The following is a 15,468-nucleotide window of genomic DNA, read 5'->3' as shown; positions in this document are numbered from 1 at the left end:
GTGGCAACGACACGAGGGTGCTCGAATACCTCAAGCGGATGACCGTCGAACTGCACGAGACGAAGCAACGGCTGGCCGAACTGGAGGACGAGCGGGCCGAACCGGTCGCGATCGTCGGGATGGCGTGCCGTTACCCCGGCGGTGTGACCGGTCCGGAGGACCTGTGGCGGCTCGTCGAGGACGGCGTGGACGCGATCTCGCCGTTCCCCGACGACCGGGGATGGGAGCTGGCCGACACCGACGCGGACAGCTACGTGCGCATGGGCGGTTTCCTGCACGACGCGCCGGAGTTCGACGCCGCCTTCTTCGGCATCTCGCCACGTGAGGCGCTGGCGATGGACCCTCAGCAGCGCCTGCTGCTGGAGGTGTCCTGGGAAGCGCTCGAGCGCGCCGGGATCGACCCGGTGTCGCTGCGGGGCAGCCGGACGGGCGTGTTCGCCGGGTTGATGCACCACGAGTACGGGACCTGGACCGCCGACTTGCCCGAGGAAGCCGCGGGATTCGTCGGCGTCGGCACGGCGGGCAGCGTGCTGTCCGGCCGGATCGCCTACACCTTCGGGTTCGAAGGCCCAGCCGTCACACTGGACACGGCCTGTTCGTCGTCCCTGGTCGCCCTGCACCTGGCCGCCCAGGCACTGCGGTCCGGTGACTGCGACCTGGCGCTGGCCGGTGGCGTGACGGTGATGGCGACGCCCGCGGGCTTCGCCGGGTTCTCCCAGCAGGGCGGGCTGGCCGCGGACGGGCGGTGCAAGTCGTTCGCCGCCGCCGCGGACGGCACGATCTGGTCCGAAGGCGTCGGAACACTCGTGGTCGAACGGCTTTCCGACGCCCGGCGCAACGGTCACCGGATCCTCGCGGTCGTGCGGGGCAGCGTGGTCAACCAGGACGGTGCGTCGAACGGGTTGACCGCGCCGAACGGTCCGGCGCAGCAACGCATGATCCGCCAGGCACTGGCTGGCGCCCGGCTCCGTGCGTCCGATGTGGACGCGGTGGAGGCGCACGGCACGGGCACGAGGCTGGGCGACCCCATCGAGGCGCAGGCGCTGCTGGCGACCTACGGGCGTGATCGGGAGACCCCGCTGTGGCTGGGTTCGGTCAAGTCGAACCTGGGGCACACCCAGGCCGCCGCCGGTGTCGCCGGCGTGATCAAGATGATCATGGCCATGCGGCACGGCGTCCTGCCCCGCACGCTGCACGTCGACGAGCCGACCACGCACGTGGACTGGTCCGCGGGTGCCGTCCGGCTGCTGACCGAACCGACGGCGTGGCCCGCGACCGGCAGGCCCCGGCGGGCCGCGGTGTCCTCGTTCGGGATCAGCGGGACCAACGCTCACGTGATCCTGGAACAACCTCCGGCGGTTCAGGCCGACGAGCCGGGCGGCACCGCGCCTGCCGCGGTCGCGTGGCTGCTTTCGGCCCGTTCCCCGGAGGCTCTCGCCGCCACGGCGAACCAACTGGTGCCATATGTGGACAGTGCGGACCCCGCCGACGTGGCGTTCTCGCTCGCCACCACCAGGTCGGTGCTCGACACCAGGGCGGTCGTGCTCGGCAAGGACCCCGCCGACTTCAGACGTGGCCTGCTCTCGATCGCTCGCGGCGAGCCCGGCCAGGGTGTTGTCCGAGGCGGTCCGCTCGGCGGGAAGCTGGCGTTCCTGTTCCCCGGCCAAGGAGCGCAGTGGCTGGGCATGGGAAGCGGGCTGTACGACGGATTCCCCGTGTTCGCTGAGGCTTTCGACGCCGTGTGCGCGCGACTCGACGCGCGCACCGGCACCTCGGTGAAGGCGGTGGTGTGGGCCGAGCCCGGTCAGGCCGGTGCCGATGCGCTCAACCAGACCGCCAACACCCAGGTAGCGTTGTTCGCACTGGAAGTGGCGTTGTTCCGGTTGCTGGAGTCCTGGGGCGTCACACCGGATCTCCTCCTCGGTCATTCCGCGGGTGAGTTCGCGGCCGCGCACGTCTCCGGACTGCTCTCCCTCGACGACGCCGCGATGCTCGTCACCGCGCGGGCGCGGATGATGCAGATGCTTCCCACCGGGGGCGCGATGATCGCCGTGCAGGCGGCCGAGCACGAAGTCCTGCCGCTGCTGGACGGCCTGACCGAACGCCTTGCCCTGGCGGCGGTCAACGCGCCGGGCTCGGTCGTGCTGTCCGGCGACGAGGACGCGGTCACTGAGATCGGCGAGGTGTTCCGGCGGGACGGACGCAAGGTCCAGCGGTTGCGCGTCTCGCACGCGCCGCACTCGCCGCGCATGGACGCCATGCTCGACGAACTGCGTGCTGTTGTCGGTGGGATCACGTTCGGCGAAGCCCGCGTCCCGATCGTCTCGACGCTCACCGGGCAGGTCGCGGCCGCGGGGGAGATGGCGGCGGCGGAGTACTGGGTCCGCCAGGTCCGGCAGCCGGTTCGCTTCCTCGACGGGTTCCGGTCCATGGTCGCGATGGGAGCGACCAGGTTCCTCGAAGTCGGGCCGGGCGGGTCGCTGACCGCGCTCGGCCAGGAGTCGTTGACGGGCGAGCACCAAGCGGTGCTCGTCCCCGCCCTGCGCAACAAACGCGAGGAGCCTCAGTCACTGGTCGAGGCGATGGCCCGGCTGCACGTCAGCGGCGGGCCGGTCGACTGGCGCAGGTTCTTCGCCGGAAGCCCGGCTCGACCCGTGGGCCTGCCGACATATCCGTTCCAACGCAGGCGTTACTGGCCCGCCGCCGGTGTGCCCACCGTCATGGTCAGCGGTCTCGGCATCGACTCCGTGCACCATCCGCTGCTGTCCGCCGCGGTCAGCGTGCCCGACACGGAGACGGTTGTCTTCACAGGCAGGCTCTCGGTACATGCCCAGCCCTGGCTCGCCGATCACGTGATCGCGGGCGTCAGGCTGCTGCCCGGCACAGCTTTCGTCGAACTGGCGCGGCACGCCGGGGAACACGTCGGCTGCGACCGGATCGCCGATCTCACCGTGCACACGCCGCTCGTGCTGACCGACCGGTCGGTCCCGCTTCGCGTCACCGTGAATGGGCCGGGTGCGGACGGACGGTGCGCGATCGCCGTCCACACCCTCGAGGACGACGGCAGTTGGACCAGTCATGCCAACGGCACGCTGACCGCGGCCACCGCCCCGATCCCGCCGGGAGATCCGGACTGGCCGCCGCGGGGAGCCGAGGAAGCGGACCTGCTTGAGCCCTATGACGTGCTCGCCGGAGCGGGCTTCGAGTACGGCCAGGCCTTCCAGGGGCTGACGGGCTTGTGGCACCGGGCGGACGAGATCTTCGCCGAGGTCGGACTGCCGAGAGCGGCCGGTGCCGACGCCGGCCGCTTCGGGATCCACCCGGCCCTGTCCGACGCCGCCCTGCACGCGATCGCCCTCGCCGGGCTGGCCGACGGGCCTGGCGGCGGACTCGGCCTGCCGTTCAGCTGGAGCGGTGTGTCCTTGCACAGGACCGGCGCCACGGCCGCCCGTGTCGCGGTGTCCCCGGCCGGAGGCGGCCATCGCATCCGGCTGATGGACGCCGACGGCAACGTGATCATGGCGGTCGACGAACTGACCACGCGCCCGGTACCGGCGACGGACAAGGCCGCACGGCGGGACTCGTTGTTCACCGTGGCATGGAAGAAGATTCCGGGAGACTCCGCGCATGCTGACCCCGTGTCACCGGACCTGGCGGTCGTCGCGATCCCGGCGCCGCAGTCGTCCGCGGATATCCGCGAAGCCGCGCACAGCGCGACTCAGGATGCCCTGCTGACGGTCCAGAAGTGGTTGGCCGACAACCGCGCCGGATCTGCACGGCTCGTGGTGCGGACCAACCGCGCGGTTCCCGTCGCCGAGGACGACGTGGTGGATCTGACCACCTCAGCCGTCTGGGGGCTGGTCCGGTCAGCCCAGACGGAGAACCCCGGCCGCATCGTCCTGCTCGACAGTGACTCGGCGGACGTACCAGACGAAACCGTAAGCGCCGCTGTCGCTTCGGCGGAACCGCAGGTCGCTGTGCGTGCGGGCGAGTTGTGGATGCCCCGCCTCACCCGGGTCGTCCCGCCCGATCACATCGACCGCCCGGCGGTAACCGGAACCGTGCTGATCACCGGCGGCACCGGTGGGCTGGGCGGCGTGGTCGCCCGGCACCTGGTCGTGGCCCACTCGGTGCGCGACCTCGTTCTGCTGGGTCGACGCGGTCCTGACACCCCGGCAGCCAGCGAACTGGTCGACGAGCTGACGCGGCTCGGCGCCAACGCACGGGTCGTCGCCTGCGACGTGGCGGATTCGGCCGCGTTGACCGCTGTCCTCGACGAGATCCCACCGGATCGACCGCTGCGCGGTGTCGTGCACACCGCCGGTGTTCTCGACGACGGTCTGCTGCCCGCCATCGACGCGGACCGGCTGGCGAACACTCTGCGGCCGAAGGTGGATGGTGGCTGGTTGCTGCACGAACTGACCAGCAGCGCGGATCTGGACTTCTTCGTGCTGTTCTCCTCGGCGGCGGGTGTGCTCGGGGCGGCGGGGCAGGCCAACTACGCGGCCGCCAACACCTTCCTCGACGCGTTGGCGTACCACCGGCGCGCCAACGGCCTGCCGGCTGTCTCCCTCGCTTGGGGTCTGTGGAATGTGGACAGTGGCATGGCGGGAACGCTGGCCGGTGCGGCAAAGGGACGGCTGGCCAGGATGGGGGCGTTGACCCCGGCCGAAGGGCTGGCGCTGTTGGACGTCGCGATCGGGCTCGACAACCCGGTTCTCGTCGCGATGCGGCTCAACCGGCCGGGACGGGGCGCGGAGATCCCCGCGCTGATGCGCGAGCTGGTGCCCGCTCGTCGTCGCGTGGCCGCGGTGACGCGCGAGACCCGGCAGGTGGATCTCGCCGACATGGCTCCGGCGGAACGGGAGAACGCCCTGGTTCGACTGGTCCGTGGCCATGTGGCCGCCGTGCTCGGTCATGTCGACGCCGCCGACGTCGACCCCGCACAGGACTTCCTGGCAGCCGGATTCGACTCACTCACCGCCGTGGAGCTGCGCAACGCGCTCTGCGCGGACACCGGGCTGGTTCTGCCGATGACGGTGGCGTTCGACCACCCGTCCCCGCTAGCGCTGGCCGAGCACATCTCCGGGCTTCTGGCGGCTGGGCCCAGTACTCCGGCCGAGCGATCGTCTGATTCGGACAGTGGCGCGCTCGGCGCCATGTTCCGCGGAGGTATTCGCGCGGGCAAGTACCAACCGGCTTTCGACCTGCTCGTCGCCGCGGCGGACCTGCGTGCGTCCTTCAACGCGCCGGACGAACTGCCCGAGCCCCCGGTGCCCGTGGTGCTTGCCGAGGGGACCAGGCCGCTTCGGTTGTTCTGCGTCCCGTCGCCGATGGGACTGGGCAGCGGGCACCAGTACGCGCGGCTGGCGGCGTCGTTGCGCGGCAAGTACACGGTCTCGGTCCTTCCGCTGCCGGGCTTCGCCGCGGGGGAGAGCCTGCCCGAGTCCGCGGCCGCGGTCGTCGACGTGTTCGCCGGTATGACGAGCAAGGCCGCGGACGGCGACCCGTTCGCGCTCGTCGGCTACTCCGCCGGTGGGCTCTTCGCCCACGAGACCGCCGCGCGCATGCGGGCCATCGGCGTCGCCCCCGCCGCGGTCGTGCTGCTGGACACCTTCCGGACCTTCGGCGAGACCGGCGACGAGTCCATGGGGCTCATGCTCAACGGGCTGGTCGACCGCGAGGAGTCGATCGGGCCGTTCAACGACAGCCGGCTTTCCGCCATGGGCAGGTATGTCCGGCTGATGGAGGAGTGTTCCGTGACGACGCCGGTCGACGCACCTGTACTGTTCGTCCAGGCCGAGACGCCGATCGGCACGGACGCGCCAAGTTCGATGTGGCCCGACGCGTACAGCACGAAACCTGTACCGGGCAACCACTTCACCTTCATGGAGGAGCACGCGGCCACGACCGCGGAGGTCCTCGAGAACTGGCTGGAGTCAGCCGCACGCAAGAGGGGGATATGAGATGTCGTTTCACGTCGTCGTGATCGGCGGTGGGACGGGCGGTCTGTCGCTCGCACACGGGTTGTGCAAGGCCGGTGTCAGCGTCGCAGTGTACGAACGGCAACGGGTTCGCACCGACCGGTTGCAGGGATTCAGGCTGCAGGTCAACCCGGAGGGATCGCGGTCGCTGCGCGAATGCCTCCCGGACGACCTGTGGGAGGAGTTCATCGGGTACTGCGGCGAACCGGACGGCGACACAGTGCTCACGGACGTGCAGCTCAACGAGATCATGCGAGTCGGTGCGCCGCCGCCCGCGCATGACAATCCGATCGGCGTACCGCGCGCCATCAGCAGGACCACGTTGCAGCGGCTGCTGTCGTCGGGACTGGACGGCGTGGTGCGATACGACAAGGAGTTCGTCCACTACGAAAGGCAGTCGGACGGTCGCGTCCGGTGTCACTTCGCCGACGGCACGACCACCACAGCGGACCTCGTGGTCGGCGCCGACGGCGGGAACTCCAGGGTGCGTGAGCAGTTGCTGCCCAGGGCCGAGCGGGTCAACACCGGCATCTTCTCGACGGGAGGCAAGTTCCCGCTCACGCCGGAGACGGTGGAACTCCTGCCGCGGCGGTTGACAGAAGGACCGAACGCCGCACTCGCGTCCCACGCTTGCGGTATCTTCACCATGCCGTTCTGGCACAGCAGGCCGGACGAGGAGGACTACATCACGTGGTCCTACTCGACCTCGGCGAGCTTCCACCCACCGAGATCGGCCGAAATGGACGGTGAGGAGATCAAGGACGTCGTCGGCAGGTTGATGACGGGATGGCACCCGGCGCTGCGGCGGGTGGTCGCCGAGTCGGACCCGCGCAGCGCGATCGTGCTGCCCATCTACACCGCGAAGCGGGTGCGGCCGTGGCGGACCGAGAACGTCACCGTGCTGGGGGACGCCATCCACAGCATGACGCCGTTCATGGGCGCGGGCGCCAACACCGCCATCCGTGACGCGGCCCTGCTGACAGGCAACCTCGTGGCAGTGCACAGCGGGCAGCGTGAACTGCTGGACGCCGTACGCGACTACGAGGCCAAGATGTTGGAATACGGCTTCACCATGGTCCGCGCGTCGCTGGCGCTCGCGAACATGTTCGTGTCGGAGAGCTGGTTGCTGCGCGACGTGGTGAAGTCGACGGCGAAGGCCCTCTCCTTGATCCCACCGCTGAAGCGCAAGCTGCTCACCCCCTGATTGTCATCACCGAGGAGGAACTGGAATGTCGGAGTCGTTCGCCGAACTGCAGGAGGACTTCCTGCGCATCACGCGTGAGGTCGTGCTGTGCACAGTGACGACCGTGGGCAGCAACGGCAGGCCGCGGTCACGCATCCTGCACCCGATCTGGGAGGTCCGCGACGGCAACCCGGTCGGCTGGGTCTACACCCTCCCAGTCGGCGTGAAGGCGAGTCACCTGGCGGCGAACCCGTACGTGGCGGTCTCCTACTGGAGCCACGCCCAGGAAGTCGTGCTCAGCGAGTGCCTCGCGACGTGGGTGGAGGACGCCGAGACGAAGAAGTACGTGTACGACCTGTTCAACACGACGCCGGAGCCGATCGGTTTCGACCTCGCCCTGTTCGGTGTGGACAGCCCGGAGAGCCCGATGTTCTCCGTGCTGAAGCTCGAACCGTCGAGGGTTCAGGTGCTGACCGACTTCCCGAACACGTTCACGCCGCGGATGGCCAAGATCTGACGCGCTGACGGGCCGGCGCGTCCTCGTCGACGCGCTGGTTCACGGCGCCAGGTAGCCGCGCTCGTTCGAGTGGCGGGTGGTCGTGGGTGACAGCGGGACGCCTGGGGCAACAGATCGACAACTGGGTACCGGTCCCCTTCCGTCATCCGATGCGGATATTCCACCGAAGGCGTTGAACCTCGCCGGGCAGGTCGACGGCTTCCCCGCGGCACCTCGGCGTCTGTTCCGGCCTTTGGAGTGTTCGCCGGTCCGGTGCTGCCTGTTTGCTCCCATCGTCGTCGCAGCCCGGCCAGGAGAAGGTCGATCATGGCTTGGCTGACGTGTGAGTGGATTCCTCGCACGCCTGGTAGGCGTTGTCCGAGGCGTCAGGTTTTGTGGGTGTGGCGTCGAGTCGGGAGCGGACTCGGAAGCCGTCGTCGTCGTGTCGTTCTGTCCATGCCACTATAACTCTCCTTTGTGGACAGTACCCCGTTGTTCGGGCAGCGGGTGTTCACGCTCGTTTCGTCGAAAGGAGCCAGCGGTATGCGGTCGCCCGTTCGCATGAATCTCCTGCAGCGAAACGAGATTTGGTCAGCGCTGTCGTGGACGTTCGGTGCTTCGGCGTGTTCGCGGGCGTGCCGCGCTCGGCGGTCTGTGAGCGTCGGTGATGATCGCTTCCGGGTCCGCGGGGGAGAAGCACAAGTGTTTGCCCAGGAACGTGCAGGGGACTCGGCGTTCGGCCGCGCGTCGGTGTAGCCACGACTCCCGTACCTGCAAGGCGGTGGCGGTCGCGTCCGTGTCGTGATGCCTCGAATGAAGGGGAAGATGGCGTGTTCATGTGCTTCCCGTGACTCGTGGCATGGGGTAGCCGTGGCGAATCGCGCGGTCGAAGTCGACCGCTTCCGTCCACCCTCCGGGGTCGTGGTCCGGATCCAACGCCGGCCCGCGTTTCCGGGGAACGGGCAAGTGATTGCGAGTATCCGGTAACGATCAACACGATCGTGCGCTTCAATGGCGGTCGTGGAGAACCTGCCTGCCGAGCTGCGTGAACGGGTGTTGCGGCTCAACGCCGAACTGGTGGTGGACCTGCTCAGACCTGATGAATCTGTCTGGCTGGCTTGTGATCTGCTCGTTGCCGGTGTCGAAACCCCCACATTGGCCGAGTTGGCTGGCGAATCGCCTACCCAACTGCGTGTCGCCGACGCGGTGCCGCTCGTTCGGCAGACGCTTTCACGTCGCTTCGTGGCAGGCGCGTTGAGTCGTGGACAGGTGTGGAGTGGGTGCTGCGGGAGAACCTGGCGTGTGGCGGCTCCCAGTTCGACGACCCGGAGGTGCCCTGTCGGCAGTCACGATCCCGCTGCGGCTGAACAGGTCTCCTGGACCCCGCCTCGGCAATACCCCGGCCGGCTCCACGACAGCGTCAACGAGGACGGTTCTTGAGTCTGCGGTGAGCCGTGGTGGCCGGGACTTCATGACGTAGCTCCGGTGATGCTTTCCTGGACCGCTGTGAGCGCGACGAGGGCGCGATCGGTGCCGAGTTGGGTGCCCAAGCGTTCACCGGCACCTTCAGCGTCACGGCCATGGAAGGCAACCTGACGTGGTCCACGCCGACCTTTGTTTAGGTGCCGGTGTGTGGGTCGCTGGTTGGTGTGATCTGGTCCGGCAGGACCTTCTGGTGACGCGAGCACGGAAGCACGCGTTGCGAAGTGCGTACCACGCCGACGCCGTGACGAGCGTGCCGCAAATCGATGGCTGGACCACCGCTCTAGCTGTCGCCGCCCGTACCTGCCCGACGCGTAACTACGCGGCACTGGTGTCCGGTGGATCGGCTGGACATCCCGGCTACGGCCGACCAGCCTCCGGACAAGTCGATCACGGATCCCGGGGAGAACCGCCGGTGGTGAGAACGCGCATCAGGCCCCCGTGCGCGGGGGCCGATGTGGTGGCGTTGTGTCTGCTGCTGTGCCGTACGGGCAGCAGGCCGAGCGGCCGTCAGTCTGGTTGTCGCAGTTCGTCGTTGAGTCGTTGCGCTTCGTGGAGTTGGTCTTCGAGGGTGACGATCCGGCAGGCGGCGTCCAGGCCGGTGCCCTGGTCGACCAGTTCCCGTACGCGGGCGGCCAATCGCAGCTGGTAGCGCGAGTAACGGCGGTGTCCGCCGGTGGAGCGCTGCGGCTCGATCAATTTGGCTTCGTCCAGGCTGCGCAGGAATCCCGGCGTGGTGCCCAGCATCTCCGCGGCCCGCCCCATGGTGTAGGCGGGGTAATGCTCATCATCGAACTTGTCACCCGCGTTGGGCACGGGTGTGTCACGTGGGTCAGGGATCATCGCGCCTCCACATCACGAAGGGGCCCCGGGGAGCGCGTGTCGCGCCCCGGGGCCCCTGGGTTGGGTTCATCATCGTCAACCGGTCGTGTGACCGGTTGGTCGTACCCGCGTCCGCCCCATGGGCAGACATCGCGGGGATCGCTTGTCAGTAACCGAGAACCACCTGCCAATCTGATGGGACTGCGGTACCCGCCCGGCGAACTACAGCCCTGGCGGGCGATCAGATGACGTGTCCCTTCCCTTCTCTTCTCTCGATCTTGTTGATTCGATACCGCTGTGGCGATCACCGTCTGGAACCCCTTGCCTAGATCGGCCCCAGCACGCGTCACCCGCCACTGATCAGTGGCCGCAACCCCGTCAACTGATCGGCTGCGGCCACCTGACCGTCTGTACTGCTGTCCTCGTACTGCTGTCCTCGTACTGCGCGCCGGGACCTGTACTGCTTGGACTGCTGGTCCCGGGTACTACGCGGCCGTCGGGACGTTCATCGAAACCGTCACTACCGACGACCGTTCTGTCTCACTTCGCGGGTAGTTACGTCCTCTCCCGCGCCTGCTTGACATTTTCTCTTGGCTACGAGGAGAAGACTACACACACTCGCGACCGAATGTCTACTCCAGTCAGCATAGATTTTCTTCGCGCTGGTCAACTGGCAGTCCAGGGTGTCGACGGCGCCGCGTTCGGTCCAGTGCCGCCTGGTCGCCCTGACCGTGCGACGGTGTCGCGGCGATGCGCGATCTGGTGTCAACGTTCGGCGGTGGCGGCAGGTCCTCCCTGCTCGGTGACGAGTCGATGTGTCGTCTCGATGAAGAGCTTCACCCGGCTGGTTTGTTCACTGGTTCGCCAGGCCAGCCCGAACTGGAAGGGCGGGGCGTCGGTGAAGGGGACGAAGGCGACGTCGGGGCGCGGGTGGTAGCGGACGTTGTGGGCGGCCACCGGGCAGATGCCCTGGCCGGCCGCGACAAGTGTGAGTAGTTCCTGGAACGTGGCCACGGCCCGGTCGCGCTCGATGGGGCGGCCGGAGGGAGTGGTCCACGGCAGGTAGCTGTCGAGCCAGTCCGATGATGGTTCGCCCAGGGGGCGGAAGGTGCGGTCGCGGGCCAGGTCCTCCAGACTGACCGACTCCCTCCGGGCGAAGGGGTGGTGGACCGACACCGCGAGTACCCGCGGTTCGGACAGCACGACCGGTCCGGTGCTGATACCGGGTTCGTTGACCGGTAGCTGGGTGAGCACCAGATCCACTTCGCCGTCACGCAGCGGCCGGCACGGGTCGGCGAGCTGGGTCTCGACCACGTGGATGTCCAGGTCCGGGTGGTCGGCGCGGACGGCGGCCATGACATCCAGCACGACCCGACCGGCGAGCGGGCCGAAGAACCCGACGCGCAGGACGCCGGTGATGCCCCGCCCAGCCGCCCGCGCGCGGGTCAACGCGTGGTGCACCGCCTGGTGGGCTGGCCGTAGGTCGTCCAGTAGCCGCTGCCCGATCGCGGTGAGGCTGACCCGCCGGGTCGTCCGGTCGAACAGCGGACTGCCGACCCGCCGTTCCAACGTCTTGACCGTTTGACTGACCCGGGCCTGGGACAGCCGAAGGCGCCTGGCCGCGCGTCCGAAGTGCAGCTCGTCGGCGACGGCCAGGAACACCTCGATCTCCTGCCAGTCGATCATCACCCCATTGTTCAGCACGGCTTATCAATCGTCTGGTGGTTCACGGTTTTTCCCCCTCTCGCGCCGGGCGATCGTGAACAGGTGCCCCACGACGAGTTCATCAGGGTCGGCGACACCGACCTGTGTGCGCAGACCTTCGGACGCCGGACCGATCCGGCCGTCCTGTTGATCGGCGGCGCGAGCCGCTCCATGGACTGGTGGGACGTGGCGTTCTGCGAACGGCTGGCCGCGGCGGACCGCCTGGTCATCCGGTACGACCACCGCGACACCGGCGCGTCGAGCTGGTACCAGCCCGGTTGCCCGCAGTACACGTTCGCGGACCTGGCGGCCGACGCGATCGGCGTCCTCGATGCCTACGAGGTCGACCGCGCCCACGTGATCGGCCTGTCCATGGGCGGCCAACTCGCCCAGATCGCCGCCCTGGCCAATCCCGAACGGGTCGCGTCGCTGACGCTGATCGCGACCAGCCCGCAACCCCGGGCCCCTGATCTGCCCCCGACCACGGAACGGCTCCAGGCCCACTTCGACATCGCCGCAGCGCCGGACTGGACCGACCGATCGGCCGTCATCGACTACATCGTCGCCCAAGACCGGGCGTACACCGCCACCTGGACCGCCGATGAGGAGACAGTCACCCGTGACCGAGCCGCGCTCGTCGTGGACCGCTCGGCGTGTGTCGAGGCCAGCCACACCAACCACTACGCCATGCGCGGCCACCCCCGCTGGCGGGACCAGTTGGCCGGCCTGACCATGCCCGCCCTGGTCGTGCACGGCACCCACGACCCGCTGTTCCCCCTCGAACACGGCCTCGCCTTGGCCGCCGAGATTCCCGACGCAACGTTGCTGCGGCTACTGGGAATCGGCCACGAACTGCCACAGCGCAGCTGGGACACCGTGATCCCGGCGGTCATCCACCACACCAGCCGAAAGGACCGCTGACCATGCCCCGCATCGGAACCCGAGAAGAATGGCTGATCGCCAGCCGCACCCTGCTCGAACGCGAGAAGGAACACAGCAGGGCCGGCGACCGGCTGGCCGCTCTGCGCCGCGAACTACCCTGGGTGCCAGTCACCAAGCAGTACACGTTCGCCACCGACAACGGCCCCGAGACGCTGGCCGACCTGTTCGACGGACGAACCCAGTTGCTGGTCAAACACTTCATGTTCGCCCCCGACGCGGACGAGGGGTGCCCAAGCTGCTCGCTGACCGCCGACCACTTCGACGGCGCCATGCCCCACCTCAACAACCGTGACGTGACCCTCATCGGCATCTCCCGTGCGCCGCTGGACAAGCTCAACGCCTACAAGCGACGCATGGGCTGGGATTTCACCTGGGTGTCCTCATTCGACAGCGACTTCAACTACGACTACGGCGTCTCCTTCACACCCGAACAACAGGCCAACGGCGCCACCTACAACTTCCGAACCGTGCCACGCCCCGCCGCCGACCTGCCCGGGATGAGCGCGTTCGCCTTCCACGACGGCACCATCCACCACACGTACTCCAGCTACGCCCGCGGCGCCGACGCCATGATCAGCGCCTACCAACTCCTCGACCGCACGCCTCACGGACGCGACGAGGATGACTTGGCCTACCCCATGGCCTGGGTACGCCGACACGACGACTACACCCCATGACAGCCGCGTTGATCAACCGAGTGAGCCACTGAAGGTGCGGTTCGCAAGTTCGCCGTCATCACGGCAACGCCCGTCAGCAGCGGCCAACCAATGCCGGCACCCAGGCAAACGGGTCCGAATAGGACAATCTGGGGCTCTGGCTCACTTTCGGTGGCGTCGTGTGGTCAGCTGAGACGGAAGTAGCCGAAAGCTTGCTTCCGGAGGCGATGCCCTGCTGCACCTGCTCGGGCTGTCCTGGAACAGCTGCGTTGTGCACCGTGGCGGGCTTCAGTCAGCGCTGCGTGGAATGCCTGGCTCGGGTGTGGTGCGGGTGGGCGGATCGACGGGGACGGGGATTGCGCCGGTGTCAGCGAGGAAGTCCAGCATCGCGTCTGCGAGCTTCTCCGGCTGGTCTTCGGGAATCAGCGTCCACGAGTCGCGGATCTCGACGAGTCGGCCATGGGGGAGCAGTTCGGCAAGCCGATGACCGTGTTCTCTGGGCATCATGCGGTCCTCGGTGGCCCACACGATCAGGGCGGGACGATCGAACTGGCGAAGATGCTTGCTCCAGTTCAGCAGGACCGGGCGCCGTGGCGCGGAAGTCCCGAACTTGGCGAGATCGCGGCGGATGTGTTTGTCTCGTGCCGACGGAGCGAACCAGTCGTCGAGAATCTCGTCGGGGATCCCGCGTTTGCTCAGCACGCCGTAGGTGTGGCGATTGTGCCGGAAGAACTTCGTGCGCATCAATTTCGTGAGCAACCACGCCCCGCCGGGTACGGAGACCAGTGCCACCAGCGGTTTCACCGGCGGCGGAGGGAAATTGTCGAACGCCTCGCAAGCGACCATGACGAGCCTGCCGATCCGGTGCGCTTTGCCTTCGCTGACGATGAACTGCGCGCCGCCCCAGTCGTTCATCACCAGGGTGACATCGGTCAGGTCGAGGCGATCAAGAAACTCCGCGAGTATGAGCGCTTGGCCGCGCTGGGACAGGTCGGCATCGGGACGCATCGGCTGGCGGTGACCCCCAAGCGGCAGCGTCGGCAGCACGCAGCGGTACCCAGGCAGTAGCGGGAGGACTTTGCGCCACTGCGACTCGTTCATCGGGAATCCGTGCGTGAACACCAGGACTGGGCCGTCGCCCCCGGTGTCGGCGTAGTCGATGGTCCCCGCTGTCAGTTCGATCTTGGGCATGAACACTCCACTAGATAGATCGATCTACTGAGGCTAGCCTAGACCAGGACGCGTGACGGTGGCGAGGAGAAAAGAACGTGGCAAGCGGGCAGGTGGGTAGCCGGAACACCCGGGAAAGAGTGCTGGCGGCGGCCGGGCGGTTGTTCCGGCTCCAGGGTTACGCGGGGACAGGGCTCAAACAGATCGTCTCGGAGTCAGGCGCGCCGTACGGGTCGATCTACCACTTCTTCCCCAACGGCAAGGAGCAGCTTGCTCACGAGGTCATCCGCACTTCGGGCCCTGAGTACGGTCGCCTGGTGCTGATGCTGTTGAACAGCCGCGCCGACCCGTTGGCAGCGCTCGAATTCGCGTTTCGCCAGGCCGCCGAAGATCTGGCGGGCACGGACTATGCGGACGCCTGCCCAATAGCCACCATCGCGTTGGAAGTGGCCAACACCAGCGAGACGCTGCGTGTCGCCACAGCGGAGGTGTTCGCCGACTGGGTGGACGGAGCCACTGCCTGGTTCGGCCGGTTCGTGCCCGGCGACGAGCAGGCCAAGATGCTGGCTTTTGCGATGATCAGCATGCTTGAAGGGGCGTTCGTCCTTTCCCGAGCGGCCAGAAGCACGGACCCTTTGCTGGCGGCGGGGAAGGCGATAGTCGACCTCACCGGGAATGTGATGCGCCAGAGCAACGTCAGCGGAAGGCCCTGACACAAGAGCGGTTGGCTCAGCACGGACGTGGGCATGCGCACGCGCACCATCCGGCGGCTGGAGGCCGGCGACTTCGCCACCACGCGGGTGCAGGCGGCGCAGCAGCTGGCCGAGCCTCGCCGTGATGTACTCCGCTGCTCGACCTTGAGCTCACCGCTCAGCGGGTGATACGCCCACACGACCTCTGTCCGAGGGGGTACGTGGCCCTGTTCTCGGGGCCATCCGATCCTTGATCGACTTGGTCCCTTCCTTGACGGCCTTGGTGCCCGGGTGCTCCGCGAACCCGCCGCGCGTGTCGGCCATCTCGTCGACGTAG

Annotated in this window: 10 protein-coding genes and 1 pseudogene; 8 read left to right on the top strand and 3 right to left on the bottom strand. The window is 68.0% G+C overall.

Annotated features, from left to right (window positions below; all coding sequences use genetic code 11):
* Positions 1-5: 5 nt before the first annotated feature.
* The 4 genes and pseudogenes from AOZ06_RS39620 to AOZ06_RS57165 form a co-directional block, all read left to right on the top strand.
* Positions 6-5,966, top strand: a pseudogene (locus AOZ06_RS39620) (SDR family NAD(P)-dependent oxidoreductase); the annotation flags it as partial.
* Position 5,967: 1 nt separating this feature from the next.
* Positions 5,968-7,188 (top strand): FAD-dependent oxidoreductase, encoded by a 1,221-nt coding sequence (locus AOZ06_RS39615; RefSeq protein WP_054294054.1) that lies wholly within the window; start codon positions 5,968-5,970, stop codon positions 7,186-7,188.
* Between the two features lie 25 nt (positions 7,189-7,213).
* On the top strand, positions 7,214-7,684 hold the full coding sequence (locus AOZ06_RS39610; protein ID WP_054294053.1) for a pyridoxamine 5'-phosphate oxidase family protein: 471 nt from the start codon (positions 7,214-7,216) through the stop codon (positions 7,682-7,684).
* A 990-nt stretch (positions 7,685-8,674) separates the two neighbouring features.
* Complete coding sequence (locus tag AOZ06_RS57165) at positions 8,675-9,103, top strand: hypothetical protein (protein WP_157233500.1); 429 nt, start codon at positions 8,675-8,677, stop codon at positions 9,101-9,103.
* Positions 9,104-9,655: 552 nt separating this feature from the next.
* Here AOZ06_RS57165 and AOZ06_RS39600 read toward each other — a convergent pair.
* Positions 9,656-9,988, bottom strand: a complete 333-nt coding sequence (locus AOZ06_RS39600) for a MerR family transcriptional regulator (RefSeq protein WP_054294051.1) — start codon at positions 9,986-9,988, stop codon at positions 9,656-9,658.
* Positions 9,989-10,732: 744 nt separating this feature from the next.
* Positions 10,733-11,653 (bottom strand): LysR family transcriptional regulator, encoded by a 921-nt coding sequence (locus AOZ06_RS39595; RefSeq protein ID WP_225953010.1) that lies wholly within the window; start codon positions 11,651-11,653, stop codon positions 10,733-10,735.
* Positions 11,654-11,734: 81 nt separating this feature from the next.
* On the opposite strand from AOZ06_RS39595, the gene AOZ06_RS39590 reads away from it, so the two are divergent.
* Together AOZ06_RS39590 and AOZ06_RS39585 are read left to right on the top strand one after the other, a co-directional pair.
* Positions 11,735-12,592, top strand: a complete 858-nt coding sequence (locus tag AOZ06_RS39590) for an alpha/beta fold hydrolase (protein ID WP_054294050.1) — start codon at positions 11,735-11,737, stop codon at positions 12,590-12,592.
* 2 nt (positions 12,593-12,594) lie between these two features.
* A complete protein-coding gene (locus AOZ06_RS39585) occupies positions 12,595-13,290 on the top strand; it encodes a DUF899 domain-containing protein (RefSeq protein WP_054294049.1) in 696 nt (231 codons plus the stop codon).
* A gap of 267 nt (positions 13,291-13,557) precedes the next feature.
* Here AOZ06_RS39585 and AOZ06_RS39580 read toward each other — a convergent pair whose 3' ends face one another.
* Positions 13,558-14,460, bottom strand: a complete 903-nt coding sequence (locus AOZ06_RS39580; protein WP_054297270.1) for an alpha/beta fold hydrolase — start codon at positions 14,458-14,460, stop codon at positions 13,558-13,560.
* Between the two features lie 119 nt (positions 14,461-14,579).
* Between AOZ06_RS39580 and AOZ06_RS39575 the strand changes: the two genes are divergently transcribed.
* Positions 14,580-15,152 (top strand): TetR/AcrR family transcriptional regulator, encoded by a 573-nt coding sequence (locus AOZ06_RS39575; protein WP_236951892.1) that lies wholly within the window; start codon positions 14,580-14,582, stop codon positions 15,150-15,152.
* A gap of 33 nt (positions 15,153-15,185) precedes the next feature.
* Positions 15,186-15,320 (top strand): hypothetical protein, encoded by a 135-nt coding sequence (locus AOZ06_RS61425; RefSeq protein WP_257721439.1) that lies wholly within the window; start codon positions 15,186-15,188, stop codon positions 15,318-15,320.
* Positions 15,321-15,468 lie beyond the last annotated feature (148 nt).

The organism is Kibdelosporangium phytohabitans (assembly GCF_001302585.1).
Classification (GTDB): Bacteria; Actinomycetota; Actinomycetes; order Mycobacteriales; family Pseudonocardiaceae; genus Kibdelosporangium; species Kibdelosporangium phytohabitans.
The sequence above is the reverse complement of the archived record's forward strand: the minus strand, read 5'-3'. Positions and strand labels throughout refer to the sequence as shown.

Coding starts and splice junctions, on each gene's coding strand:
- AOZ06_RS39610 (WP_054294053.1), top strand. CDS start 7,214: ATGTCGGAGTCGTTCGCCGAACTGCAGGAGGACTTCCTGCGCATCACG.
- AOZ06_RS39585 (WP_054294049.1), top strand. CDS start 12,595: ATGCCCCGCATCGGAACCCGAGAAGAATGGCTGATCGCCAGCCGCACC.
- AOZ06_RS61425 (WP_257721439.1), top strand. CDS start 15,186: ATGCGCACGCGCACCATCCGGCGGCTGGAGGCCGGCGACTTCGCCACC.
- AOZ06_RS39600 (WP_054294051.1), bottom strand. CDS start 9,988: ATGATCCCTGACCCACGTGACACACCCGTGCCCAACGCGGGTGACAAG.
- AOZ06_RS39615 (WP_054294054.1), top strand. CDS start 5,968: ATGTCGTTTCACGTCGTCGTGATCGGCGGTGGGACGGGCGGTCTGTCG.
- AOZ06_RS39595 (WP_225953010.1), bottom strand. CDS start 11,653: ATGATCGACTGGCAGGAGATCGAGGTGTTCCTGGCCGTCGCCGACGAG.
- AOZ06_RS57165 (WP_157233500.1), top strand. CDS start 8,675: ATGGCGGTCGTGGAGAACCTGCCTGCCGAGCTGCGTGAACGGGTGTTG.
- AOZ06_RS39580 (WP_054297270.1), bottom strand. CDS start 14,460: ATGCCCAAGATCGAACTGACAGCGGGGACCATCGACTACGCCGACACC.